22 protein-coding genes are annotated in these 23,863 nt (G+C 40.7%); 17 read left to right on the plus strand and 5 right to left on the minus strand.

Features of this window, described 5'->3' with window-relative positions:
* Window positions 1–121 precede the first annotated feature (121 nt).
* Together AB5618_RS17865 and AB5618_RS17870 are read left to right on the plus strand one after the other, a co-directional pair.
* A complete protein-coding gene (locus AB5618_RS17865) occupies window positions 122–1,816 on the plus strand; it encodes a transposase (RefSeq protein WP_233455968.1) in 1,695 nt (564 codons plus the stop codon).
* 13 nt (window positions 1,817–1,829) lie between these two features.
* On the plus strand, window positions 1,830–2,075 hold the full coding sequence (locus tag AB5618_RS17870) for a hypothetical protein (RefSeq protein ID WP_233455969.1): 246 nt from the start codon (window positions 1,830–1,832) through the stop codon (window positions 2,073–2,075).
* A 224-nt stretch (window positions 2,076–2,299) separates the two neighbouring features.
* On the opposite strand, the gene AB5618_RS17875 is transcribed toward AB5618_RS17870, so the two are convergent.
* Window positions 2,300–3,352, minus strand: a complete 1,053-nt coding sequence (locus AB5618_RS17875) for a hypothetical protein (protein WP_173772986.1) — start codon at window positions 3,350–3,352, stop codon at window positions 2,300–2,302.
* A gap of 154 nt (window positions 3,353–3,506) precedes the next feature.
* Here AB5618_RS17875 and AB5618_RS17880 point away from each other — a divergent pair, with 154 nt between their 5' ends.
* From AB5618_RS17880 to AB5618_RS17950, 15 genes are all read left to right on the plus strand, one after another.
* Complete coding sequence (locus AB5618_RS17880) at window positions 3,507–5,666, plus strand: NACHT domain-containing NTPase (protein ID WP_173772987.1); 2,160 nt, start codon at window positions 3,507–3,509, stop codon at window positions 5,664–5,666.
* The gene (locus tag AB5618_RS17885) at window positions 5,656–8,277 is read left to right on the plus strand and encodes an NACHT domain-containing NTPase (RefSeq protein WP_173772988.1); all 2,622 of its coding nucleotides are present in this window, start codon (window positions 5,656–5,658) and stop codon (window positions 8,275–8,277) included. The genes AB5618_RS17880 and AB5618_RS17885 overlap by 11 nt, the downstream gene beginning before the upstream one ends.
* Window positions 8,278–8,592: 315 nt before the next feature.
* Entirely contained in the window at window positions 8,593–9,129 is a 537-nt protein-coding gene (locus AB5618_RS17890; protein WP_173772989.1) for a hypothetical protein, read from the plus strand.
* Window positions 9,130–9,162: 33 nt separating this feature from the next.
* Window positions 9,163–12,345 carry an FtsK/SpoIIIE domain-containing protein gene (locus AB5618_RS17895; protein ID WP_368366939.1) on the plus strand — a complete coding sequence of 1,061 codons (3,183 nt, stop codon included), beginning with the start codon at window positions 9,163–9,165 and terminating at the stop codon, window positions 12,343–12,345.
* Window positions 12,346–12,472: 127 nt separating this feature from the next.
* On the plus strand, window positions 12,473–12,682 hold the full coding sequence (locus AB5618_RS17900) for a hypothetical protein (protein WP_368366940.1): 210 nt from the start codon (window positions 12,473–12,475) through the stop codon (window positions 12,680–12,682).
* A 13-nt stretch (window positions 12,683–12,695) separates the two neighbouring features.
* Window positions 12,696–13,211 (plus strand): hypothetical protein, encoded by a 516-nt coding sequence (locus AB5618_RS17905; protein WP_368366941.1) that lies wholly within the window; start codon window positions 12,696–12,698, stop codon window positions 13,209–13,211.
* Window positions 13,212–13,232: 21 nt separating this feature from the next.
* The gene (locus AB5618_RS17910) at window positions 13,233–13,922 is read left to right on the plus strand and encodes a Mov34/MPN/PAD-1 family protein (RefSeq protein WP_368366942.1); all 690 of its coding nucleotides are present in this window, start codon (window positions 13,233–13,235) and stop codon (window positions 13,920–13,922) included.
* A 32-nt stretch (window positions 13,923–13,954) separates the two neighbouring features.
* Window positions 13,955–15,361: a ThiF family adenylyltransferase gene (locus AB5618_RS17915; protein ID WP_368366943.1), complete on the plus strand. Its 1,407-nt coding sequence runs from the start codon at window positions 13,955–13,957 to the stop codon at window positions 15,359–15,361.
* Window positions 15,361–15,591 (plus strand): hypothetical protein, encoded by a 231-nt coding sequence (locus AB5618_RS17920; protein ID WP_368366944.1) that lies wholly within the window; start codon window positions 15,361–15,363, stop codon window positions 15,589–15,591. The genes AB5618_RS17915 and AB5618_RS17920 overlap by 1 nt, the downstream gene beginning before the upstream one ends.
* Window positions 15,570–15,839: a hypothetical protein gene (locus AB5618_RS17925; protein WP_295309779.1), complete on the plus strand. Its 270-nt coding sequence runs from the start codon at window positions 15,570–15,572 to the stop codon at window positions 15,837–15,839. Before AB5618_RS17920 ends, AB5618_RS17925 begins: the two co-directional genes overlap by 22 nt.
* A gap of 73 nt (window positions 15,840–15,912) precedes the next feature.
* On the plus strand, window positions 15,913–16,611 hold the full coding sequence (locus tag AB5618_RS17930) for a NucA/NucB deoxyribonuclease domain-containing protein (protein WP_368366945.1): 699 nt from the start codon (window positions 15,913–15,915) through the stop codon (window positions 16,609–16,611).
* A gap of 214 nt (window positions 16,612–16,825) precedes the next feature.
* The gene (locus AB5618_RS17935) at window positions 16,826–17,797 is read left to right on the plus strand and encodes an alpha/beta hydrolase (protein ID WP_368366946.1); all 972 of its coding nucleotides are present in this window, start codon (window positions 16,826–16,828) and stop codon (window positions 17,795–17,797) included.
* Window positions 17,798–18,194: 397 nt separating this feature from the next.
* A complete protein-coding gene (locus AB5618_RS17940) occupies window positions 18,195–19,583 on the plus strand; it encodes a condensation domain-containing protein (RefSeq protein ID WP_148461447.1) in 1,389 nt (462 codons plus the stop codon).
* Window positions 19,584–19,831: 248 nt separating this feature from the next.
* Window positions 19,832–20,062 carry an acyl carrier protein gene (locus AB5618_RS17945; protein WP_173770817.1) on the plus strand — a complete coding sequence of 77 codons (231 nt, stop codon included), beginning with the start codon at window positions 19,832–19,834 and terminating at the stop codon, window positions 20,060–20,062.
* 79 nt (window positions 20,063–20,141) lie between these two features.
* A complete protein-coding gene (locus AB5618_RS17950) occupies window positions 20,142–21,686 on the plus strand; it encodes an AMP-binding protein (protein WP_195408776.1) in 1,545 nt (514 codons plus the stop codon).
* Here the strand turns inward: AB5618_RS17950 and AB5618_RS17955 are convergent.
* The 4 genes from AB5618_RS17955 to AB5618_RS17970 form a co-directional block, all read right to left on the minus strand.
* A complete protein-coding gene (locus AB5618_RS17955; RefSeq protein ID WP_368072521.1) occupies window positions 21,646–21,780 on the minus strand; it encodes a DUF6783 domain-containing protein in 135 nt (44 codons plus the stop codon). The genes AB5618_RS17950 and AB5618_RS17955 overlap by 41 nt on opposite strands.
* A gap of 15 nt (window positions 21,781–21,795) precedes the next feature.
* Window positions 21,796–22,374: a TetR/AcrR family transcriptional regulator gene (locus tag AB5618_RS17960; RefSeq protein WP_195408775.1), complete on the minus strand. Its 579-nt coding sequence runs from the start codon at window positions 22,372–22,374 to the stop codon at window positions 21,796–21,798.
* Window positions 22,375–22,475: 101 nt separating this feature from the next.
* Complete coding sequence (locus AB5618_RS17965; protein WP_368366947.1) at window positions 22,476–22,985, minus strand: hypothetical protein; 510 nt, start codon at window positions 22,983–22,985, stop codon at window positions 22,476–22,478.
* A gap of 226 nt (window positions 22,986–23,211) precedes the next feature.
* Window positions 23,212–23,862, minus strand: coding sequence for an ATP-binding cassette domain-containing protein (locus AB5618_RS17970; protein WP_009243732.1), 651 nt, complete (start codon window positions 23,860–23,862; stop codon window positions 23,212–23,214).
* Window position 23,863 lies beyond the last annotated feature (1 nt).

The raw sequence follows: 23,863 nt of genomic DNA on the forward strand, positions 1-23,863 counted from the left end.
AACAAAATTAAAAGAATAAAAAATTGAAAAAATCCCGATTTTCTGCGGGTTCTGCTTGCAGGAGACCGGGATATATGACCTAATTATTTTAGGTGGATTACCGCCTAAAAGGAGGAGCCTAATGTATCTGGATTTTTTAGTAAAAATACCATTCGTACGGGGGAAGATTACACGTAGAAAAAAGAAAGATGTTGTATATATTGAGTATGAATATGACCGGATCTATGATCCGGTAAGGCAGTATACTTTTCCAAAAAGAGTAACGATAGGAAAGCTGTCTGAAACAGACCCGGAACTGATGCAGCCAAATCAAAATTTCCTAAAATATTTTCCTGATGCAGAGCTTCCAGAGACAAAAAACAGGACATCCAGAAGCAGCTGCCTGCGCGTGGGAGCATATTTTGTATTGCGTAAAATTATAGAAGAATACAACCTGGCCGAGCTCCTTGGCGGGTATTTTGAACAGCGTGACCTGGGGCTTTTTCTGGATCTGGCAGTATACTCAATCATTGCAGAAAACAATGCGGCACAGTACTATCCAGACTATATATATAACCATCCTCTTTTTACAAATGGGATGAAACAATACAGCGATTCTACTGTCTCAGATTTCCTGAATTCCGTAACAGATGACCAGAGTATTGGGGTCTTAAACTCATGGAATGAGACCAGAAACCATCTTGAAAAAATATATATTTCCTACGATTCCACGAACAAAAACTGCCAGGCTGGAGACATTGAAATGGTGGAATTCGGACATCCAAAAGTAGATGTAGGACAGCCTGTATTTAACTATGCGGTTGCATATGATACACATAACCAGGAACCATTATTTTATGAGAAATATCCCGGAAGTCTGAACGATATCTCACAGCTTCAGTTCATGTTGGACAAAGCTTTTGGATATGGTTATAAGAAGATTGGCTTTATTTTGGACAGGGGTTATTTCAGCTGTGAAAACATACAATATATGGATAAATGCGGGTACAGCTTCGTGATCATGGTGAAGGGAATGGCTTCGCTGGTGAATGAACTGGTTTTGCAGCATAAGGGAACTTTTGAAAGTAAGCGCGTGAATAACATCTATGAGTATGGAGTATATGGGAAGACCGTGAAGCACAGGCTTTATGCGGGTGATAAAAAAGAACGGTATTTTCACCTGTACCACAGCATTTCCAAAGAAAGTGCAGAGCGTGCTGGGATTGAAAACAGGCTCAACCAGATGACATTGTACCTTAAGAAATATCAGAATAAAGTAAAAGAATTCGGGCCAGGGTTTGAAAAGTATTTTAATCTTCATTATGATGAAAAAACACAGGCATTTGTACTGCCGGAAGAGCGCTGCAGTGTAGTGGAAAGGGAACTGGATCTGGCAGGATATTTCTGTATAATCACATCGGAAAAGATGAGTGCAAAGGAAGCAATCGAGCTGTATAAGAGCCGTGATACATCAGAGAAACTATTCCGTGGGGATAAATCCTATCTTGGAAATAAGAGCATCTGGGTATATTCAGAAGAGTCGGCAAGGGCTAAGATATTTGTTGAGTTTGTGGCGATGATACTGCGCTGTAGGATGTATACGAAGCTGAAAGAAGAGATGAAAAACCTGGAAAAGAAACCGAATTATATGACAGTTCCAGTAGCCTTAAAGGAACTTGAAAAGATAGAAATGGTACGTCAACTGGATAATGTATACAGACTGGATCATGCAGTAACAGCTAATCAGAAAACGATATTAAATGCGTTTGGTCTGGATGCGAATCACATAAAATACTATGCATCCGAGCTGAGTAAAGAATTAAAAAAGGCGGAGTAGAGAGGAGAAAAAGATGGCAAGAACAAGAAAAACGAGCAGGGAAGCCCTGGATGAAAAGATTGAAAAAGCGGAAGCGGATGTGATCGCAGCGAAGAAAAGATATGACCATGCAACCGCAGTTTTGAAAGAGCTTTTGGACAAACGGGATGCGATAAGAAAGGATGAAATCCTGTCAGCAATTGTAAAGAGTGGACGATCTTATGAGGAGATAATGAACTTCCTGAATGTGGAAGAAACTGAGAGAGAAACAAAGGAATAAACAAGGAATGCACCACAGCTGCGGCTGTGGTGCGAGTTTTAGGAGGAAAATTACTGGAAGTTCACAAGGCAGTCCTTTGGGGCTGCCCCATCTTTGTGTTAAAATAATTTTTGAAACATGGACATTTTTAGTTGTATAAGGTACAATAAAACTAATTATTTGAGCTACAAATACAGTAAAAACAATAATTATTCAGATAATATAACAAAATAAGAAAACGACATTTATAAACAGAAAACTCTGCTGTCCTTACTAAAACATACATAGTCTTTTCGGGCATCCTTAAAAGAGGAAAGGTTGTATACAGTTTTCCGGGTCTCTGTTGCAAGGCGGTCGATACGGCCTCTGCGGGTGTTTTGGACAATCTTTTTAGAAGTCCCGGAAATGGATTTAAAGGAATCAAGATATTTATCAGCATTAAAAATCACGTTGTCATAAGTATGAAGGTCTACTGGATATGCTTCTTCCAGTTGGCGAAACAGATTGTGAAAAAGTGTGTTGAAATCAGTTGTGGTTTTCAGACAACCGATGACCTTTTTGACATCGTATTTCTCCAGCATAACAAGCAGATAAATATAAGCCGCTACAGGTTTTCTTTTTCCAAAGCGTTCTATTACGGAAGTGATCAGTTTAGAGCATAAGTCTGGTGTATAGGAAAGCTTTGAGGCAATTGTATTTTCAAGGTCAAAGCTATTTTCGATGTTAATTTTGTTATATTTTATGGACTCAATCTTGTGAAAGGTATCTTCTTCTATTGGGGCGTTGGTCATGTCAGGCTCAACGTGCCGGGAAGTTATTTTGCAATGTCTTGCCAGGCCGAGAATAATATTATTCTGGATATATTTTCTGAGTGTGCAAACAAAAAGTTCAGGTTCTTTATCCTGAAAGGTATCTATACGGATCCTTCCAGTGTTGTCAATAATATGGATTTTATCTGCGTTAGGATCCTTCACTTTGTAAGCCTTGGTAATAGGCTTATAAAGACCAATGAGCGTTTCGGATATTACTTCAAATAAGGTGTCATACTCTTTTAAATCGTTGTAATATTGGGAAGAGCAGGAAAGGGCCACTGAGTTGATCAGGTTATGGGTGGAATGCTCATGAACAATATTATTGATCACAGCTGCCAGGGCTTCAGAGAAATCCTGATAAAGAACAGTATAGGCTGGGTCTTTCTGCAAGTGGCTTATGTGCAATTCGGAATCCTTAAGCTGGTGAAGGATCTGTTCAAGGGTGATCTGGGCTGGACTTTTTATATAAGCTGAATTTGATTTCATTTTGAATACCTCCGCTTCTTTTGATAATTGAATTTTCTTATAGAAGCGGTAGTGGAATCAGTAACAAAAAAGTTGAAAATGGTAGTGCTTTGGTGGTTCTTTGGTAGAAATATGGTTCTGTAAGGTTATAAGAGGGAAAAGGGAGATACAGCAGATGAGATATTTGGATATTGAGGGAAAAATCTATTATGATGTGGAAAATGGGAAAATAGTTTTTTCTGAAGAGCCAGATAAAAGTTTTGCTCTTAAAGATATGATGTCAAAGCGGGCGAGAACTGTTTTTTTAATGTTACTGGAGAAAGAAGGAAAATGGTGTACAGTAACAGAACTGGAAAACGCACTTGGCATTGCCTCCTATGGTGAAAAATCCCCTGTTGTCGCTGCCATTTCGGAAATCAGAAAGTGTTTAAATGCCCACGAGATACCATGTAATAAGGGGGATGAGAAAGATCCTGCTAAGATCATAATCCGGAATGAAAGTAAGACTTTAATTAGTGGAAATAGTGGTGCCTACATTTTAATCTTACCGAAAAGCTCAAAAATTCCAAAGAACGAAAAGATGATAATGGATTTATATTGGGATCGTTATGAGGAGCTTTCGGCACAGAAAGATAGTGCAAATAGATTTGGTGAAATTCAGGCAAAACTTGGAGATGTATATCAAATTCCTTTGCTGCAGGAACTTGGCCAGAACTGCAAGTGGAACATAAATAACGCGGCCCCCCGTAACAAAAATATTTTGATCGAGGCACCGAACGGATATGGCAAAACCACATTTCTGAGAAGTATTTTGCTGGCTGCTACTTACCAATATCGGGAAAATCTGTCAGAAAAAGAGAAAGAAAAGTATGAAGCAATTAAACGATTTCATGGGATTGAGGATGATTCCTTTTTCCTTTATTTAGAATGCAAAAATATAGATATAGAAAGTTTGGATGGATCAGGTAATTCCAAAACAAACAATATTAAACCAGACTGCGTAAAATGGATTTATGATACCTTGTCAGGGTTCAATGGGATTCTTATTGATCAGTGGATTAAGGAGGAGGATTTCAGAAACTTAATCGAGAGTTACAATTTAAAAAAAAAACTGATTCTGCTTGTGGACGGTCTGGATGAACTTAGGATGGACTACAGAACTGTCCTAATAAAAAAACTGTACGAGTTTCAGTCTGATCTGACGTATGGCAGCGGCTCAAGAATCATAATGACCGTAAGACCGCTGTTCTGGCAGATTAATTTTCCTGGGTACAGAAAGTATACAATATCGAACAAAAATATCATTGAAGATAAAAAAGTCCTTTTAAACTATCTGAAAAGTTATGACGGTAATTATCGGAATTTTAATGTAGAGGAACTGTATGAATATATAATCAGCAACCCCTATATGCGGGAGCTGGTTTGTACACCGGGAATCATTGTGTGGGTGATCAAAGAACATCAGGTAAATGAGGGAATCTGGTTATTAGTAGAAAGAATAATTGAACAGATGATGCTTCGCTATGATCCCAGACAGTTTTCTGGGAATGAAAATCAGATTCGTTACTGCGATGCCATGGACTTTGTTAGTAATATTGAGCAATACAAAAGAGTTTATGAAGAGATTGCATATAAGTATTTATGCTCAACAAAAGATGACCAGGGGTTATCATTTTATAATACGGACGTGCTTCGTTTAGTGCAGGATTGTATCGAGCAAATTAGAAGTGAAAATGACAGAAAGTTTAATAGGGTGTTTCCTGACGAGAATGAAGAAGCTAAATCTTTAGGAGAACTTTTTTTTACAAATGTTGCATTGATGGAATGCCAGATAGATCGGTTAAAGTTTACTTCATCTGTGTATGCGTATCACCTTGCGGCAAGACTGGTGTTGCGATACCTTTCAAGAAAAGATTACAAAACTGGTGTGATTCGAATGTTAGATGAAATTCCCGCTCAGCACAGATATACGGTAATAGTACTGGCTTCTTCTTTGGCGCTGCATACAGGGGGTGTTGATAACAGAGGTATTAGAATATATAACACAAATGGGCTGGATAAAGATGAAATCCGATATGTCTGGGCAGAAGTCTGCTGTGAATATATGAAGGCCAGATGGTCTGATATTGAATGCAGCACGGATGAAAAATTGCTGATTCAGGATGCAATTGCAAAAATTTTCCTCAAATATTATGGAGAAAACGTATATACCAACCGTAATATGATTGAGGACACTCAAAAATATATTAACTGGCTGGAATGTGCAGTTTCTCAGAAGCTTGAGGGCAGATCAGCCGCAGTATTGGAGGTTCAGAAAAGGGGACATGGTAAGTAATGAAGAGGTATTGGAAATCTATTTACGCAAAGTAATCGAATTTTGCGGATCATATGACGCCTTTTCCATCCCGGCTGCGATGATGTCGGGAGGAACGGAAATTAGATTGCAGGATGTATATACGTATTTGCCAGTAGTGGAGATGGAGAGAGAGGAAAGAAGCAAAGACGTACTAGATGAAATACACAAAGATATACTCGATTCAGAGTCTATAACAGAACGATTGACCAAATTAATACAGACAGAAGTTACAGAATTAAACTGGGAATGGTATTTGTCTGCTCCAGGAGGGGGAAAAACAACTCTGCTTAAAATGATTGGTCTGTCCCATGCATACCGATATTATGTTGAATTATTTGGAGAAAATAATAGGAAATTTGAAAACAGGGATGCTATAGAAGAAATCTGTGGTTTGCTTAAAGTTGATAAAAATGAAGGAGCCTGCCCTTTTTTTATCAGTGTGAGAGAACTGGATGAACAAGATTATCCTGATGTAGCAAGCAGTTCTGGCTTTAAGAAAGTTATAGCAGACATAATAAACAATATGATAAAAGAGGAAGAACTGGATTTTGATCTGGAAGATTTTTTGAAATCTGTAAAAAGAAAAATATATATAGCAGATAGTGTGGAGGAATTTTCCAGCTATGATTTTCGAAAAAACTTTTTAACCGGGCTGGATGTTTTTTCTTCTGGAAGTAAATGTTATTTATCCTCGCGCTATCGGGAATATATGGAAAATGCGAACGGAATAATAAAAAGGGAGGGAAGCAGAGTCAGGCTGTCAGGACGGAAATATGTTATCAGAGAATTGGGAAATCATACGGTAAGAGCGTTTGCAAAAAAATGGTATACCGCTTTAAATAATATAAGTGGACGAAAAAAACTTGATGTTGATAGGGATTTTCTTATTCCAGTATACAAGAATGTAAATGTAGAAAATTTGATATCCAATCCTTTGGAGTTAGCGAGCCTGTTAATGATCAGCAGTTATGATAGTTATCTGCCATCTAATTATGCCCAAATTTATGGGCGCTCAATAGAGCTTTGGTTGAGCTGGGGAAATATTTCACGCTATAATTATGAGGACGTGATGAGACAGCTGTCCCAGGTAGCCTATCAAATGGCTGCTTCTGAAAATGATAAGATTATAGTCAGTTTGGAGAATCTAAAGAAATATATTCTTCAGTCCAGAAAGGAGTTGAAACGGTATTTTCAACAGGAATGGCCGGAAGACGAAAAAAGTATTGATGAATTTATTTCTTATATTTGCCATAGTCATTTGATGAGCAGAAGCACAGACGGATTTGACTTTGTTCACAGACAGTACCAGGCCTATCTTGTGGCTTATTGCATATCCACGAATAATTTTTCAAGGGAAATGCGAAGAAGAAATAAATTTGATTATATAGAAGAGCATATTCGGGAGAAAGATGACTTTTGGAATCAGATATATATGATTATCGCTATAATTGATATAGAATTAAGGGATGATATAATAACGACTCTGTTTGAATTATCTGAAGAAGAAAAGGATTCAACCAGTGGGATTTATTATGTTGCGCGTCTTATTGAGATTGCTATTATTCCAGGAGTCAACTTTGATGAAAATGAACGGAAACAACTGATTGAACTGCTTATCCAGGATGAAAACAAGTGGAGGTTATTTAGCTCAAAAGAGAAAGATTTATGCGAATTATTAAATTTAAATGATCAGCATGGCAATGAGGCGTTTATTAAGGTTGCTATTCGAAGAACTGAGGAACTGTCGGGGGAAAGAGAAAAGGAGTTTAAAGATAAGATAGCGACTTTAGCGTTTTATTGTATCTGGCATTGTAAGGTTGGGGAACCGTATATAAAGGAAGCGCTTCCCGTGTTTTTTGATGATTTTATAAATGTAAGTATGATCAGAATGATATTGGATTCAAAGAAGTTGACAGAACAACAAATTTATGTAAAAAAGACTGTGTGCACTATTAGTCAAGATGCCATAGAAACAAGCGGAAGTGTTGATTGTTCTATGCTTGCGGCAGCAATACTTGGATACCAGGATGCTCCATATAGCTGTGCAGATAAGATGATAAGTCGGAAAAAATCTGGATCGGATATTATTGCAATATGTATTTTGGAAATAGGATCATGGCTGCTTCGTTATAAAATTGCTTCTGATCTACGCTATGATATAGAAGAAGCTAAATGGGCTAAGTATCAAAAGTTTATTTTGAATGGTATTTTAGACAATATATCTTATGAAGCCAGAATAAAGTATTTGGATGTGTTTGGGAATCTTTCTGCACTTGGTGTAATAAAGAAGCATGAGGTTTCCTGGTTTCGAAAAGATGTATTCGAGACAGTGCTCCGGACAGCACTTGCAGAATATGGAAGGACTGGGGAAATATTGGAACCATCCAATGGGGAAATTAATAGCTGTTTCCGGCACCTTGCCTTATATCCTGGCTGTTTTTCGAAGTATTGCAAGAATATTATAGAGGAAATGAATCTTGATCCGACAGGATTAATAGAAAAAATAAAAGCTGTTCAAGATCATCCAGTTAAGTTAATTAACAAAAAAGTGGCGGCCCAATTATTGTTCATAATGTCAGACCTGAAATAGAATACCAATAGTGCTACCTGAGGTATCAGAGATATTTGTCTCTGGTACCTCTTTTTTATACGCCTATATACTAAACGACAGCCAAATAACCACCAAAATAAAACCAAATCCCCCCTTTTTATAACTGCCCCACCTACCACCTATATGCCATACTTACATCATCCAAAAGAGAAAGGCGGGAAAGCAGATGAAATTATTGTGGAGATTTTAAGCCAGGAAACATCATATAGGTATCCTTCATTTTCCGGGGAGAAATAGGAAAAGACCTTATCCGGAATTTGGATAATAAATGAGTAAATATAAGGAGGCAAAACTATGGGAGCAAACTATTATATCGAGAATGATGGAACGATCCACAGCAAACCTGTATCAAATGAAGGAGCCATAACAGAGAGTCCGGCTGTTTCCAGGGCATACGGTGATCCATCCTATAACCCGGCAGAACATCAGATAAGTAAGCTGCGAGTGGGAGCTTTCTGGACGATTTCTATAATTTTTTCCGTGCTGCTCGGTATTGGAAGTTATCTGCTGATCGGGGAACTGCTGTTTGGAACGGCAGAAGAGGCAAGCAGCTTCTGGGCTTCGGTCTGGGCATGGGTGGGACCTTATGCACTTATTGTAAGCTCAGTTTCAGGATGCGCATTATACGGGGCATGTTGTGCGGAAGAGCGGGATTACGATCTGGGCACCTATTTCTTCTCTGTATTAAGCGCATTGGCAGGAGTCATGCTTGTGAGTATGGCTGTAGCAGGTCTGCAAGCTTTGGCAGGAGTTTTTATTTGGATAGCGAAGATCTTATGGGAGTTCCTCAAAATCTTTTTTGGCATACTCTTTATTGCGGCATTGCTGTGACAATAACTGCTTTATTGTTCGTCGGAGGATGATATGGGAAAAGGCTATGTGGAGTCATTAGGGGATGTTGTTCGATTTTCCCAGTTTATGGAAGTGGCAGCAGAAGAAATGGAAAAAATGATCCAGCTGGGCCGAAATCAGCAGGATGCGGTTAAGGGAGAATACAGCCGCCAGGAAACTTATCTGACAGATGCCAGAAATCGTGCGGAAGAGAGGTGCCAGAGTAAGAGCGCGAAAAGAAAAGAGGCAGCAAACTGGGCAGTTGTTCATGTGAAAGCACTGCTGGATCGCATTGAAGATCCCCATTTTCACAGGATGGAGCAGAAATATAGCAAAGTGTGCAATGAAAATTCTGTTTATAGTTCTATAGATACTCCGGAAATGTTGCTGGAGAAATTGAATAATGGGGTAAAAGAATTTGAAAAAAAAGTAAGAGAGCTTGATGATGCATTTGTTCCACCGGCAGCAAGTAATGTTGTGGGGGCAGCTGTAAGGCCATTCCGCAAGAAGCTTTATATGGAGATTATTCAGTTGAGGGATGCTGTATTTGCATATAGTGAGATGCTTATGACGTGCCAGGATGTTGAGAAGGAAAGAGCGGAATACGGATTGGCATTATCAGGCAGAATGGAAGTGGAAGCAAGGCGGCGGGATGAAAAGCTAAGGCAGATTCCTGTGGAGATAAATGATATGCTTATGCGTCTGATGAGTGTATTTTCAGAAGGAATTGCGAGACTTCAGCAGGAAAGAGGTATTTTTGGTCAGAAAGAAATAGAGCTTGGGACAGGATATTTTGTCCAGGAACATGCGGAAGCATTCCGGAACAGTATATTGAGGGAGGTGAGCTGTGTGACAATTGAGAAATCCCAGATCTCTTTTCCGGTAAAAATGGATGAGATGAAGGAAAATTTTTTCCTTACACATGAGGGAACAGAAAATATAGGGGCTGTCTTTTGCTCTATGGCTGTTGAAATCCTGTATGCCTGTGAGAATGCGGAAGTATATTTCGCAGACACCATAGGATTGGGAAGTACGTACCGCCAGCTGCAGTCCCTAAAAGAATTTTCTTCTGTGCATATATGGAATTCAGAGCCGCAGGTAGAAGCAGGACTTGGTGAAATTGAGAAATGGATCACAGATACTTATGAGAAATGTCTGGGAGACAAATTTGCAACCATCGATGACTTTAACCGTACAGCTGCATTAAAGAGAAAGAAAAAATTCATTTTTATCAATGAGGTTGGGGCAAATGTGCCGCAAAAGTGTTTTTCGCAGATGCTGCGGATCATAAATAATGGAAACAATGCTGGCGTGTATGTGATTTGCGCGCAGGTATTATGTGATTATGGAAATGACCGTGTGCTGACTGGATTCCTGTCTGACCTGAATCAGAACATGATTCCCTTAAATGTGACAAATCATTTGGCGAAAATTGGAACCCATACATATATTGCCTTAAAGGATCAGATTTCAGCGAAAAAACTGGCTTCAATTTCAGGCAGACTTCAGACTTATGCAGAAGAATCAAAAGTGCTGCCAATTGGATCGGCACTTCCTGATGAGAACAGCTGGCAGAAAAAGAGCTCGGAAAAGGAAATTGTAATTCCTTTCGGAATTGATGAGAATGGCCGGCAGGCAATATTCACATTGTCATCAGAAAGACCGTATGGACTGATAATCGGAGATGTGCGGGTTGGAAAAAGCAGCCTTCTGCATACGATCATTTTTCAGACACTGGCCAAGTACTCTCCAGATGAAGTTCGGATTGGAATTGGTGATTTTAAGGATGGAGCCGATTTTAATGTTTATGCGAAAGGCAATCTGAAGTCTATTGATGCGGTAGTGAATGATGAGGACCCGGATGCAATGCTATCTTTTCTGGGCTATTATGTGGCAGAAATGCAGAAAAGACAGAGGTGGTTCGAAGAGCTGGAAGACGCCACTGGTAGGATCATACAGAAATATGAAAATTATCGTGAGACTAATAGAAGCTATGGGAATTTAATGCCAGCCATGCCTCGTATTATCATTTTGATCGATGAGTTTCAGTCGTTATTTGATGGTTCCTCTTGCGCTGCATATATGACGGAGCTTGTGCGAAAAGGAGCTACCTATGGGATTCATGTTGTGCTTTCCAGTCAGAGAGCCGTAAGTGACAATCCGAGAAATGGATTTTCTTCCAGCCTTAAGGATTATTTTACCTCAAGATTTGTATTTAAAACCCCACAGAATGCAGCAAGAAGCATGCTGGCAGAAAGATGCGCAGACACTGGAAGAGAGAACTCTGGAATTCAGAGGTCCGCTTTGCTGAAGAAGGGACAGACTGTATACAATTCCTATATGGGCCAAAGTGAGGCAGATAATTCGGTTGTGCAGTGCTATTATGCTTCCCCTGAGGTAATTGTTGCTTTTATTGAAATTATTAGTGCAATGAATGGAACTGGCAGCAGTGTCCTGTTAAAACGTCATGCAAAGTCTGTTTCCTGCCCCAGAAAACGGGATGGTGTATTGAGGATTGGAGCATCCATCACGCTTCACAGAGACTGGGACTATGACGTTGACACGATCCATGATGATACAGAAGTTTCTTTGAGAGCAGAAATGCTGAAAAATATGATCCTTTCCGGCGCGGACGACAGAGTGCTTCGGTCTATGCTGACATCTCTGTTTATCTGGGTGGATCGGTGGAAAAGAAATGGCGCCAGACTGCATATTTTCGGTTATGACAAAGACGTTTACCAGGTGTATGGAGACAAGCCAGAGGTATTTTGCCATAAAACCATCCAGGAGCAGTTAGAAGAGCTTGCACGTCAGATAGAGGATATGTCTGGAGAATTCTGTGTCAATGTATTTATGGAACCGGATAAATACTCAGAGTTTGCACAGTCCGTTGGATCAATCCGGAGCAATCCTAATGTAGATCTGCTTAAGAAAGTACTGGATCGTACAGAACGTCACGAGGGTGTAACAATTGCATATTGCAGATCTTATAAATCCATGAGAAGCAGTATGGCATATTTTCCAGGATATGCACCCATCCGGATCACGGCTGTGGGCGATATGGAGAATCTCAGGTGTGCCATGTCAGACAGCACTCACCTTACTGGCGGCGAGTTCAATGTGCCAGGCAGGGACGCAGTAAAAGCATATTACTACAACAAAGACACAGAGAAAATGGGAAAGGTGATCTTATACAGACCTGAAATTATCTTATAGACAGGGTTGGAAAATTTTTATGGAAATTAGAAATAACAGTGGAGATTATATGAGCTGCAGCATCCATAAGTATAGAAAGCATTGGAAACGGTGTGAAATATAAATAAAATGAAAAGGAGACAAGAACATGAAAGCAAAATATGTACCTTTTACAACAGTAAGCGGAGATCCGGAAATTCAGAAAATGAGAGAGATATTGACATCAGGTAAGCCTATAAGCATGGATCCGGAGGGGACTATATTTGAACGAATAGGAAATGGGAAAACGGATCCGCTGACAAGAAGACCAGTAGTTCCATGGGCTCCGTTGGCAGTTCCTGCAAATGAAATTTGTTAAAAAGGAGGAAAAAATGGAACAGTGGTATGAAAGATATCCTCAGTTATTGGATGCTGAAAGAGCGGCAATGTACGATTTTCAGGGTGATAAAGCGGTGCTGGGTACTTTGGCAGATGGAAGAGCCTGCTGGTGTGTCAGATGTCAGCCTATAATTGCAGGGAGAGAGAAGCGGGACTGCAGAGTATATGAGATTTATCTTGTGTATGATGCCAATCACCCGCAGGCAGTTTGTGGAACTAGTGTAAAGGCATATTTACTAAACCCTACATTGGAAGATCTTCAGGAAATTGTAAATCGGTCACCGAATGTATCGCCGAAGGTGATTCCGCATTTGCTTAAGGATGAAAGAGGTGCGCTGTATCTTTGTTCAACTGATAGTGCCTATGTATCAGTGGATGGATCTTCTGCTAGGGGTATTACATCGGCAGCAACTTCCCTTCGATATGCGCTTCGCTGGATCAACGCCTTTGAGCTGGGGCTTCTTGATCCTGTAATATGGGGGAATTTTCAAAAAGAAGGGGTAATATAGAAATCAGAGGAGGCTGCAGCTTTGGAACAAAAGAATGATTTGATGAGATGGAAGGATAAAATAGCAGAGATCATAAAGTATATATCTGAGAGAAAAATCAGTGTTTTTAAAAGAAGTAAAAAAAGAAACAGATTTGGCTATTCTTCAGATTTCTGTAAGAGATGCAGAAAAATTGTGATCAGCGATAGAGCATACACTTCGATTCTTGCAGAGGCGCTTTCCAGAGATCCTCTTGAAACGGGAGGGATTCTGCTTGGCATTTATAAAGTGGATACCTGGTATGTGGTTGAAGCAACAGATCCTGGAATGCAGACAATCCACAGCGCGGTTCATCATGAAATGGATGTGGACTATCAAAATCATTTGTATCCGGTGCTGGCCAGAATATATAAACATGATTTAATGCTTCTGGGACTTTGGCACAGGCATCCTAAGAATTTGCAGGTATTTTCCCAGGATGATAACAGGGCAAATGATGCCTATGCAAAGGCAATCGGGAATGGAACCCTTTCCTTTTTACTAAATTTTGTTCCAGAAGCCAGGCTTACCTGTTATTACCTGGATAGGGAGGGAACTGGAGAGTATTTTACTCCGAAGGTAGAGATTGGGGATGCGTATTTTTGCGGTACGGATTATCTGGAACTTGCTGATGGCGAAACCTTAAAGATGAGGAAAGCACAGATGCAGGCGGATGTCCAGAATGTCTGCTGATTGCCGGACGGATAGATTGGGAGGTGTGGGAAATGATCAAAAGAACCGAAATAGAAAAGAGGATGGGAGAAAGTGTGCAGGGGGAAAAGAATTCTGGTTTCAGTCAGATTCTTGAGGAACTGCTTAGAGAGGTTGTGCCCGTAGAATATGGACCTGTTAGGAAATGCGAAGTGCTGGAATACGCACTTGATAAAGCAAGGACCGAATTAATGGAAGGCGGATTTGAATCTGCTGAAGTGGAAGGAACTGTAGAGTTTGACAGTGATCTTGCGAATTCCTTTTTTGGCGGTCCTGTTGAAAAGCATTTTCATTTGAGCCTGAGTTCCCAGGTGATCGAAGATTCTGACTATGAAGGCGGGATCCTTGGAATTGCATGCCAGGAAACAACCAGGTATTTTGCTTTCCTAAAAGCTGAGAATGAGAAACCGACAGATGCTCAGGCCATGTATACTTCACACGGATTGCTTGTAAGCAATGAGCATTTTCGAAGGCTTTTGAATCCGGAGGTGGAGATTGAAGGGTATGATTACTTTGGAACTTATATGAATCATGACTGGATTTTTTATAGAACAGATAAAAAGCGGTCTCATGTTGCAGTGACTGTGTTTGATATGGTTACAAGGCTTTTTTCAAGGAACACAGGACTTCTTGAATCTTCAGTAATGAGTGATAAGACTGCGCTGATCGTAGGCTGTGGTTCTGTTGGTGCCTTGATCGCCCTTGAACTTGCCAGGGCAGGAGTGGGACATTTTATCCTGATCGATGGAGATACCCTGGAAATCCATAATATCTGCAGACATCAGCTGGGCTTCCGGGACCTTGGAAGATATAAGGTTGACGCTGTAGCAGATGCGATTCACAATATTAATCCTTATGCAGAAGTACATACCTTCCGGGGATATCTCCAGGAGATTCCCCCGGAGATACTTGATGGATTTCAGGATGGGATTGTGGTTGGATGTGGTGACAACAGGGAGTCATCTGCGGAGGCCAATGAGCTGGCAGAGGTACTGAAGGTTCCATTTGTGGCTACTGGATGCTGGCAACGGGCACATGCTGGCGAGATTTTTTACTGGGCTCCGGATATGGACATGCCGCTTTACAGGGATGCTTTTGGCGGGCTGATTTCAGATGAAAGACCTGCATCCCATCAGCATTACTTTGCAGTTGATGAGGACGGGAAAAAGTTGAATTTTGAACCGGGAACTGCGACGGACATTGAGTTTGTAACACTTGTTGCTGTAAAAGTTATTTATGATCTTCTGAACCGTGATACGGATCAGTATACAACGAGAGTGTTAGGCTACCTGACCAATTATACTTTGGTATGCAATACCAACGAACCCGTGATCGGTGGAAAAAATGCGGAGATATTTCCCCATCCTCTGTTTATCAGCAATACAATTACTGCAGGCGGTTATAAGAAGAGGGCAGGGTGATGTACGATTGCAGTGAGGTGCGGAATCAGCTGGCACGATGGAACCAGACTTCCAGTGAATGGGATGATAAGAAATCCAAAGAGGTTGAAAGGGACTACATTGAACCGCTGGAAAGCGGAATTAACCGTATGGCTGAAATGTTATATGAAGTAACTGATTTTTTTGTGACAATAGAGAGTAAGCTGGCAGAGCTGGAGGAGGCACGGGAATGGCAGGAGCAAGAGTTTTAGTACATGATGTGGATTCATTGGAGCTGTTCATGGAAACCCTGCAGGCAAAGAGAGATGAACTGGAAGCATTATACGATATTCTTGGAAGCGAAACTGCGAATCAGGGAGAAAACTGGCAGGATCCACAATACGAACACCTGAAAGGCTTGATCCAGGCTTATTGCAGTTCCTGCAATTCCCTGCTTCTGGATCTGGATGAATCTATTGATTATATTGGTTGTCTTATTGCAAAGCTGAGGGATATTTAGAGAGTTTTTGAAAAGTAGGGCTGGATAAAGTGGTGGCTGCTGCATATTGGCGGTACAGATGGGAGGTGAGGTTATGAGTGATGTGAATGCGACAATAAAAGCAGTGGATGAGGCAATGGATATTATGGATGAAGTTTCAAAAGAAATTCATGACCTCAAAGCCCATGTATGTTTTGATATTAACGAAATGATAGCTGCAGTTGAAAGAGAAAAGTGGAGATCAGAAGAACGGGAAGAAAACAGAAACCAGTCAGAAACACTTGGTGAATTGTGCTATGAGTGCAAAAAATGGGGTGAGGAACTGACGGAAGAGTGGACTGGATTATGCATGAGCTTGGCAGATCTGGCTGACGATGCGAAACATGTTCTGGGAGAGTACATGAGAAAGCTGAATAAAATCAGCAGAACTACAGAGCCTGCACAGGGCTGTATTGGAAGGCCTGGATCGGAATATTATGTGGTCGTGGTTGATTCCCGAAAGTATCCCCAGACCGCAGAACATATAAAGAGAGCGCAAAAAATGGGCTTTTCAGAATATGTGACCCTGGACAGAAATGGAACTGACGAAAGAAGAAAAAAATCCCTTAAGAATGTGGAAAGAAATAGCTGGTTTGACCGCGACGAGTGGCCAATGGCTGTATTCCGTGAAGGCGGTGCCGGTGCAAATGTGGTGCACTTAGAAGACAAAGACAACCGCGGTGCCGGTTCATCAATCGGCTGGCAGATGAGAAAAATACCGGACGGGGCGAGGGTGAGGATTCGGGTGATATAGGTGAGGGAATTTGAATAAATAAAGTTGTGGGTATTGAAAGCAGGAACATTTCCCAAAAATATAAAGGTAACTGTCCAGTATGGAAAAATCTCATTGCCTATTTAGCGACAATATGCTTATAATGAGTCTATGGCAAAAGACCTTAAAGCTGTCCAATACAACTGAAGTTTTACGGGCAGGATTCTTATTCAAAATGTGAACTGCGGAGGAAATCATGATGAAGAAAAAAATTATTAAGCTGTTCGCAATACTGGCGGCTGTTTTTCTGGGATCCCTGGAGGTGGGATGGCGCTTTTTTAACATGGTGGTCCGCTGCAAAAGAGGAGAGCAGAAAAAGGAAAGAAAGAAATGGTTTGAACTGTCTCATATCAGGGAAAATCATCCACAGAACGGTTATGCCAGAGAATATAATGAGAGTAAGGCATGGTGCTTTGAACAGAAAATGCAGGACTGTTATATCAAAAGTATTGACGGATTAAAACTACATGCATTATATCTTCCTGTTGAAGCTGCGAAACGGATCGTCATATTAAGTCATGGATATCGTGGCAGCCGGTTTGGCACGTTGTCGTTTATGGCGAAATATCTGCATGAGCATCAGTGTGATGTCCTGTTTATAGAGCATCGCTGCTGCGGTGACAGCGAGGGAAAATATATTACTTTTGGAGCAAAGGAACAATGGGATGTGCAGCAATGGGCAGTATATATGGCTGAACGAAACAAAGAGAAGCTTCCGATTTACCTGTACGGACAGTCCATGGGTGCAGCTTCTGTGCTGATGGCATCAGGACATACACTTCCACCGGAGGTGAAAGGCCTGATTGCGGACTGCGGTTTTCAGTCTATGGAAAGGCAGATGCGTGATATGGCAGCTAACTGGTTTCACCTGCATCATATTCCGTTGCTTCTGATGGAACTGGACTGGTTCTGTTCTCTTGTGGCTGGATTTCATATGAAAGATGCAGACACTACAGAAGCCATGAAAAAAAATAAAAGACCGGTTCTCTTTTTCCATGGAGAGAAGGACACCTATGTATATCCCAATAACTCTTTTCAGAACTATATGCTCTGCAGGGCAGAGAAGGAACTGGTGATCATACCGGGAGCTCGGCATCTGTGCAGTGCCTATGCAGATCCGGAACTGTATCAGCATAAGATGATGGAATTTTTTGAAAAATACGATTAAACGGAAAAAATCCTGACCGGGATTTATCAGACATAGTATATAGCAGGAAATACACCTTTGAACTGCTAGTACATCGAAAATTAAGTTTCTGCCATATTGACGTAGAATGATTTCTTCATATGCAAGGCGGAGGAAGGAGGCGTAGCGGTGGCTACGGCGACTGACGACAACGCAGCAGATGAAAAATCAGATAAGTCAATATGGCAGTTACTTAATATTCGATGTACTATGTTAAATGTATGATAAGTCCCGGTCAATTTTTTATAAAGTGTTCATTAAGTCTTCAGGGTACTGGTATTTCCTGAGAAGGTATGATATTTTTTCACCTGAAGCATACATACAATGTTTTCTGTTCCGGATAAAGAGGAAAACCGGGACAATGGAGGTTATCTATTATATGAGAAATTATTATCCTTTGACAGCAGCTCAGAAAATGCATCACAACTGGATCCTGGATTATGGTACACAGCAGGTATCTGGCGTAAGCGTTGTGGCTTCTGTACAGGCAGAACTGGATTTTGGATTATTAAAAAAATGTATTCAGATGGAAACAGAGCGTTCCGGTTGTACCAGAGTCCGTTTTACAAAGCCGGATAAAGAGGGAAATGTAAAACAGTATATCGAAAAACAGGACCCGCGTGATATTGAGCTGAAGGATCTGTCAGGAATGGAAAGTCTGGCAAAGGCAGATGAGCTGATGCAGCAGTGGGCATATGAAACATTTGACGGAAATAATATTCCGATGTGTGAATTTACCATGCTGAAGCTTCCAGAAGGATACAATGGTTTCTTTTTACATATGGATCACAGACTGATCGATTCCTGTGGACTTGTAGTTATGATCGAAGATCTGTTCCAATTATATACGCATTACAGATATGGAACAGCCTGCCCTCAGGAACTGGTAGATTTTGAAACGGTTCTGAAAAAAGACCTGGCAAAGGCGGGCAATGAAAAGCGTTTTGCAAAAGATAAAAAATTCTGGGATGACCAGCTGGATGCACTGGGTGAGCCGTTATATTCTGATATTCAGGGCCCATCTGTATTGGAGGAAGCAAGAAAGCGTCATGGAAATCCGAAGCTTCGTGCTTCTGACATTGAGATGAACGAGCTGTTTGTTGCAGTAAAGGATTATCATCTGGAACCGTATGCAACACAGAACCTGATGGATTTCTGTATGAATCATCAGCTTTCTATGACAAATCTGCTTCTGCTTGGTATCCGTACTTATCTGTCAAAAGTAAATAATGGACAGGAGGATATTACAATCCAGAATTTTATATCCAGACGTTCTACCCATGACGAATGGACTTCCGGAGGAAGCCGAACCATTATGTTTCCATGCAGAACAGTGATCTCACCAGAGACAGATTTTCTTTCGGCAGCTTATGAAATTCAGAATATGCAGAATCGAATTTATATGCACAGCAATTATGATCCGGCATTTATTGTGGATGAGATGAGAAAAAGATATCATACACCGGAGCATACCAGTTATGAAAGCTGCTATCTGACCTATCAGCCAATGCCGGTGAAGGTGGAGAATGAAATGCTTGGAACTATTCGCCAGCATGCCAAATGGTTTGCAAACGGTGCTGCAACCAAGAAAATGTATCTGACCGTATCTCACACCGAGGATGGGGGAATGAACTTCTCCTATCATTATCAGACTGCTCATCTGGAGGAGCATGACATAGAACTGTTGTATTATTATATGATGCGTATTCTTTTTAAAGGGATTGCAGAGCCGGATATGAGCATTGGAGAGATTATGGAGCAGGTATAAAGCGTAACAGGTTCCAAAAAGCTTGAAGGAGTAAGAACGGTTAAAGAGAACTTGTCGGCATTGTTTTTATAGAAATCAAGTAACTATTCAGAAGGTAGTATCCCGCGAGGCGTTTTGGCATGTTTTTTGCCAAAATCCCGAGCCATACAAGGCAAAATGCCATCACCGAAGGTGATTTGGAATGCATTTTGACTCGTAACTGTGAGGGTACTGAACAGTTACGAAATCAAAAATCAGGAGGAAATGGAATGAGTCAGGAAATGGAATTTAAAAATATTGTAGCACAGTACAGTAAAGTGAAACCGGAAGAGATGACAGGTGAGATGAGATTCCGTGAGGATCTGGGATTTACGTCCCTGGATTTTATGTCTTTCCTGGGTGAGCTTGAGGATACCTTTGATATAGAACTGGATGAAAACGAAGTGACAAAAATTACAACTCTTGAGGAGGCACTTAAGCTTCTTGAGGAGCTTCAGTAGGACTTAATGTTACTGTTCCCGGAGTGAACAGTAAGACTTAACAGAGTGTCAGTTCACAGAGCGGTGAAGGAGGAAAAATATGCTGATCAGGAATATATTAGAAGAAAGTGTACAGAAATTTGGCGAAGTCAAAGCAGTAAAATGGCTTAATCGAAAAGAAGTTCTGGAGAAAAGCTACAGCGAAATGATGAAAAATGTGATTTCTACCAGAAAAGGACTTCTTGCAGAAGGGTTTGAGGGAAAACATATTGTATTAATCGGAACCAGTTCTGTAGAATGGATCGAAAGCTATCTGGGGATTATTACAGGATGCGCGACAGCGGTGCCGCTGGATGCTGCACTCCCGTGTGAAGAACTGATCGACCTGATAAATCGCTCCGATTCCGAAGCACTCTTCTTAAGTCCGAAACACAGACCATATCTGGAAGCATTTCTTGCAAACTGTCCCAAGCTTCAGAAAGTATGGATGCTCCAGGAAGAGGTGGAGGATCTGCCTTCAGGAGTGTACAGTATCAATGAGCTGAGAGATATGGGAAAGAGTGCAGCAGAAGATGCTTCCTGTCCGGATGCAGAAGCTATTGCGACTATTATCTTTACTTCCGGAACCACAGGCAAGAGCAAAGGGGTTATGCTGACACAGAATAATCTGGCATCCAACGTTGAGGCAGTTAAGATTTCAGCAGAGCCTGGAACTGCCATGCTCAGTGTACTTCCAATCCATCATGCATTCTGCCTTGTCATGGACTGGCTGAAAGGATTTTCTCAGGGGGCAACTATCTGTATCAATGACTCCCTGCTTCATATGGTCAGAAATATGAGCATTTTTAAACCAGATATCATGCTCATGGTTCCGATGATGATTGAAACAATTTATAAGAGACTGGCGGCTGCTGATCCGGAAATCCCGAAGGCTGTTCTCGCAGAAAAAGTATTCGGTGGAAAACTGCAGACGATTTTTACCGGCGGGGCACATCTGGATCCGTACTATATTGACCGTTTTGCAGAATATGGCGTCCAGATACTGGAAGGATATGGCATGTCGGAATGTTCTCCTGTTATCAGTAATAATACACCGGAAAATCATAAGCCGGGTTCTATCGGAAGACCACTTGAGAATGTGGAGATAAAGTTTGAAAATGGGGAGATTCTGGTAAAGGGCACAAGTGTTATGAAAGGGTACTATCAGATGCCGGAGGAGACAGCGGAAACACTGAAGGATGGCTGGCTGCATACAGGCGACAAGGGCTATATGGATGAAGATGGATACCTCTTTATTAATGGTCGTGTGAAAAATCTGATCATTCTCTCCAATGGGGAAAATGTATCACCGGAAGAACTTGAGAACAAGCTTGCGCTGAACCCGCTTGTTGCGGAAGTGATTGTGACAGGTGAAGAGAATGGTCTGACAGCACGCATCTATCCGGAACAGGCAGTTGTGGAGGCAAAGGCACTGGATACTGAGATGATTCGTTTACAGCTTCAGGCATTTCTGGATGAATACAATAAAAATCAGCCGACCTACCGTCGTATTACAGGTCTGGTGATCCGGAAAAATCCGTTTATACGCAGTACAACAAAGAAAATCAGGAGACAGGATGTCCTGATTGATGAGCCACAGGCATAAGAAAAACCCGTCTGAGTGAATTGCTTAGACGGGTTTTTCTTATGCCTGTTTGAAAGAGCATTCCCGCAATCTGCACGCCCCACTTTGCGGGAATGCTTTTACAAACACGTCAGGATAAAAGTGGCAGCATGCCAGTCAGGAAAACCTGAGTCAGAATCTCTGCAATGACTTCTGGTGCAAGATCAAAATGATCCCGGGTCCATTTGTGAAGAACACCGATCGTGCTGCCGATCGCACAGGTGATCACATAAGATATTTCCTCTTTTGTGTGTCTGCCAGGTCTGGCACTGGAGGTAGTAGCGGTGACATAGTGATGAAGCATAGTCAGCATTTTTTCAAAGAGATCATTCCCATGGGGGGTGCTCAGAAGACTGGAAAGGAAAGGATTTTCCATTGTATAGCGGCAAAGTGTCAGAAAATAGGACTGACAGATATCGCGGTCATTTTCAGGATGAAATTTTTCCATTATAGAAAAAACATCCTGGATCGTCTTTTCCTCAACAGCGGATACAAGAGAAGGAATGTCTTGATAATGATTATAAAAAGTGCTTCTCGCGATACCAGCTGTCTTAGTGACATCGGATACTGTGATCTGATCAGGAGTTTTTTTCTTTAGAAGTTTAAAAAAAGCACCCAGGATGGCTTCATCCGCCACAGAATATCTTTCGTCAGGAACTGGATTTTGCATAGTCGCTTCCCTCCCAATATTTTATCAATAAATATAAGAATATGAGTGGCAAAAGACCTTTTGACTCTCATATCATGTATATATGGAAATCTGGAAAATGTTTATTTCTCTATTTCATAGGCAGGAATCAATATACATGCGCAGAAGTTTTCCAATGGCTGGAAACATTTGATAATAAGTTCACGATGAATCCTGGCACTGTAAGTCTTGAGACGACAGCTTCCGCCATTCACGGCAACATCTGTATATGCGACAAGAAGCTTCTTATCTCCGTTGGGAAATACCTGATAAAAAGACTGGTCAAGTATTTCCTGCACATCCATGCCTTCCAGAAGAAGCATTTCTTTATTGCAATAGCGGAAAACGAAGTCAATTCCAGTTCCGTTTTTATTAAAAATCAGTTCGATTACACAAAAAGCAAGGGGCATATCATCTAATACAGAAAAACGCGTACGAATATTTGGAGATAAAGTCTTGGCAGGATCCTGATGCAAAGATTTGTTCAGAAATTTGTGAGTGGCTGCGCCACGCTTACGTCCTTCCAGACGTACGCCATCCTTCATATGATAGGTGCAGTTCTCAATATGATCAATCTGTCCTCTGGAAACCACGGTGCCTTTATTTATGGAAATATAATCATAAGGTATAAGAATTTATCCTTAAACTTGATATAGAAAATCCGATTATCCGCATAAATACAGCATTTAAGGGCTGTTCATCACTTGAAAAAATAAGTGTTTTACCACGAATTTACCATAATTGAATATGAGTCTTGATATGACGAAATATAAAGGGAGATTGCACGTATAATAAAACCGCGTATCTCCCTTTAACAAACTATCTAAAGTTTTCTACATTTATAACTCTGGAAAAACAATCGCACAAATTCATGTTGTGAGTGACCATGATTATAGTAATGCCCTTTTCATTTAATTCTTTCAAAAGTTTCATCACTATCAATTCGTTCTCTTTATCAAGTCCAGAAGTTGGTTCATCAGCTAATATAATCTGACTTCCTTGCAAAATCAATTTAATAATTGCAATTCGCTGTTGCTCTCCACCGCTTAACTGATATACTTTTTTGTTAAGCATGTCACTTAGCTCAAATTGCTTTAAATACTTATTGATTAGTTTCAGTTTTTCTTCTTTTTTTACTTTTTTATATTCAAGAGCTAATTTTAAATTCCACAACACGCTTTCATCTTCTATTAGTCCATAATTTTGAAATAGATAGCCTATTGTATATCTTCTCAAAATCATAGCATTTTTACCGTTCATGGACAAATTTTTATGACTATCAATAGTGATTGTTCCCTCGGATATATCAGTAATCAATCCTATTATATTTAAAAGTGTCGTTTTACCTGCCCCGCTTTTCCCTACAAGCCCCACAAATTCGCCTTTTTCTATTTCTAAAGATAAATTTTCAAATAGAACCTGATTTTTCCCATATTCTTTTTTGACGTTCTTTAATGTAATCAATGACATA

This window comes from Ruminococcus sp. J1101004sp1_RTP21198st1_B9_RTP21198_201120 (assembly GCF_040924245.1).
GTDB classification, from domain to species: domain Bacteria; phylum Bacillota; class Clostridia; order Lachnospirales; family Lachnospiraceae; genus Blautia_A; species Blautia_A faecis.

Excerpts from the sequence above, each read along its gene's own strand:
- AB5618_RS17945 (WP_173770817.1), top strand. The coding sequence starts at position 19,832 with ATGAGTCAGGAAATGGAATTTAAAAATATTGTAGCACAGTACAGTAAA.
- AB5618_RS17875 (WP_173772986.1), bottom strand. The coding sequence starts at position 3,352 with ATGAAATCAAATTCAGCTTATATAAAAAGTCCAGCCCAGATCACCCTT.
- AB5618_RS17920 (WP_368366944.1), top strand. The coding sequence starts at position 15,361 with ATGTACGATTGCAGTGAGGTGCGGAATCAGCTGGCACGATGGAACCAG.
- AB5618_RS17940 (WP_148461447.1), top strand. The coding sequence starts at position 18,195 with ATGAGAAATTATTATCCTTTGACAGCAGCTCAGAAAATGCATCACAAC.
- AB5618_RS17895 (WP_368366939.1), top strand. The coding sequence starts at position 9,163 with ATGGGAAAAGGCTATGTGGAGTCATTAGGGGATGTTGTTCGATTTTCC.
- AB5618_RS17905 (WP_368366941.1), top strand. The coding sequence starts at position 12,696 with ATGGAACAGTGGTATGAAAGATATCCTCAGTTATTGGATGCTGAAAGA.
- AB5618_RS17885 (WP_173772988.1), top strand. The coding sequence starts at position 5,656 with ATGGTAAGTAATGAAGAGGTATTGGAAATCTATTTACGCAAAGTAATC.
- AB5618_RS17970 (WP_009243732.1), bottom strand. The coding sequence starts at position 23,862 with ATGTCATTGATTACATTAAAGAACGTCAAAAAAGAATATGGGAAAAAT.
- AB5618_RS17935 (WP_368366946.1), top strand. The coding sequence starts at position 16,826 with ATGATGAAGAAAAAAATTATTAAGCTGTTCGCAATACTGGCGGCTGTT.
- AB5618_RS17870 (WP_233455969.1), top strand. The coding sequence starts at position 1,830 with ATGGCAAGAACAAGAAAAACGAGCAGGGAAGCCCTGGATGAAAAGATT.
- AB5618_RS17900 (WP_368366940.1), top strand. The coding sequence starts at position 12,473 with ATGAAAGCAAAATATGTACCTTTTACAACAGTAAGCGGAGATCCGGAA.
- AB5618_RS17930 (WP_368366945.1), top strand. The coding sequence starts at position 15,913 with ATGAGTGATGTGAATGCGACAATAAAAGCAGTGGATGAGGCAATGGAT.
- AB5618_RS17950 (WP_195408776.1), top strand. The coding sequence starts at position 20,142 with ATGCTGATCAGGAATATATTAGAAGAAAGTGTACAGAAATTTGGCGAA.
- AB5618_RS17915 (WP_368366943.1), top strand. The coding sequence starts at position 13,955 with ATGATCAAAAGAACCGAAATAGAAAAGAGGATGGGAGAAAGTGTGCAG.
- AB5618_RS17865 (WP_233455968.1), top strand. The coding sequence starts at position 122 with ATGTATCTGGATTTTTTAGTAAAAATACCATTCGTACGGGGGAAGATT.
- AB5618_RS17960 (WP_195408775.1), bottom strand. The coding sequence starts at position 22,374 with ATGCAAAATCCAGTTCCTGACGAAAGATATTCTGTGGCGGATGAAGCC.
- AB5618_RS17925 (WP_295309779.1), top strand. The coding sequence starts at position 15,570 with ATGGCAGGAGCAAGAGTTTTAGTACATGATGTGGATTCATTGGAGCTG.
- AB5618_RS17890 (WP_173772989.1), top strand. The coding sequence starts at position 8,593 with ATGGGAGCAAACTATTATATCGAGAATGATGGAACGATCCACAGCAAA.
- AB5618_RS17880 (WP_173772987.1), top strand. The coding sequence starts at position 3,507 with ATGAGATATTTGGATATTGAGGGAAAAATCTATTATGATGTGGAAAAT.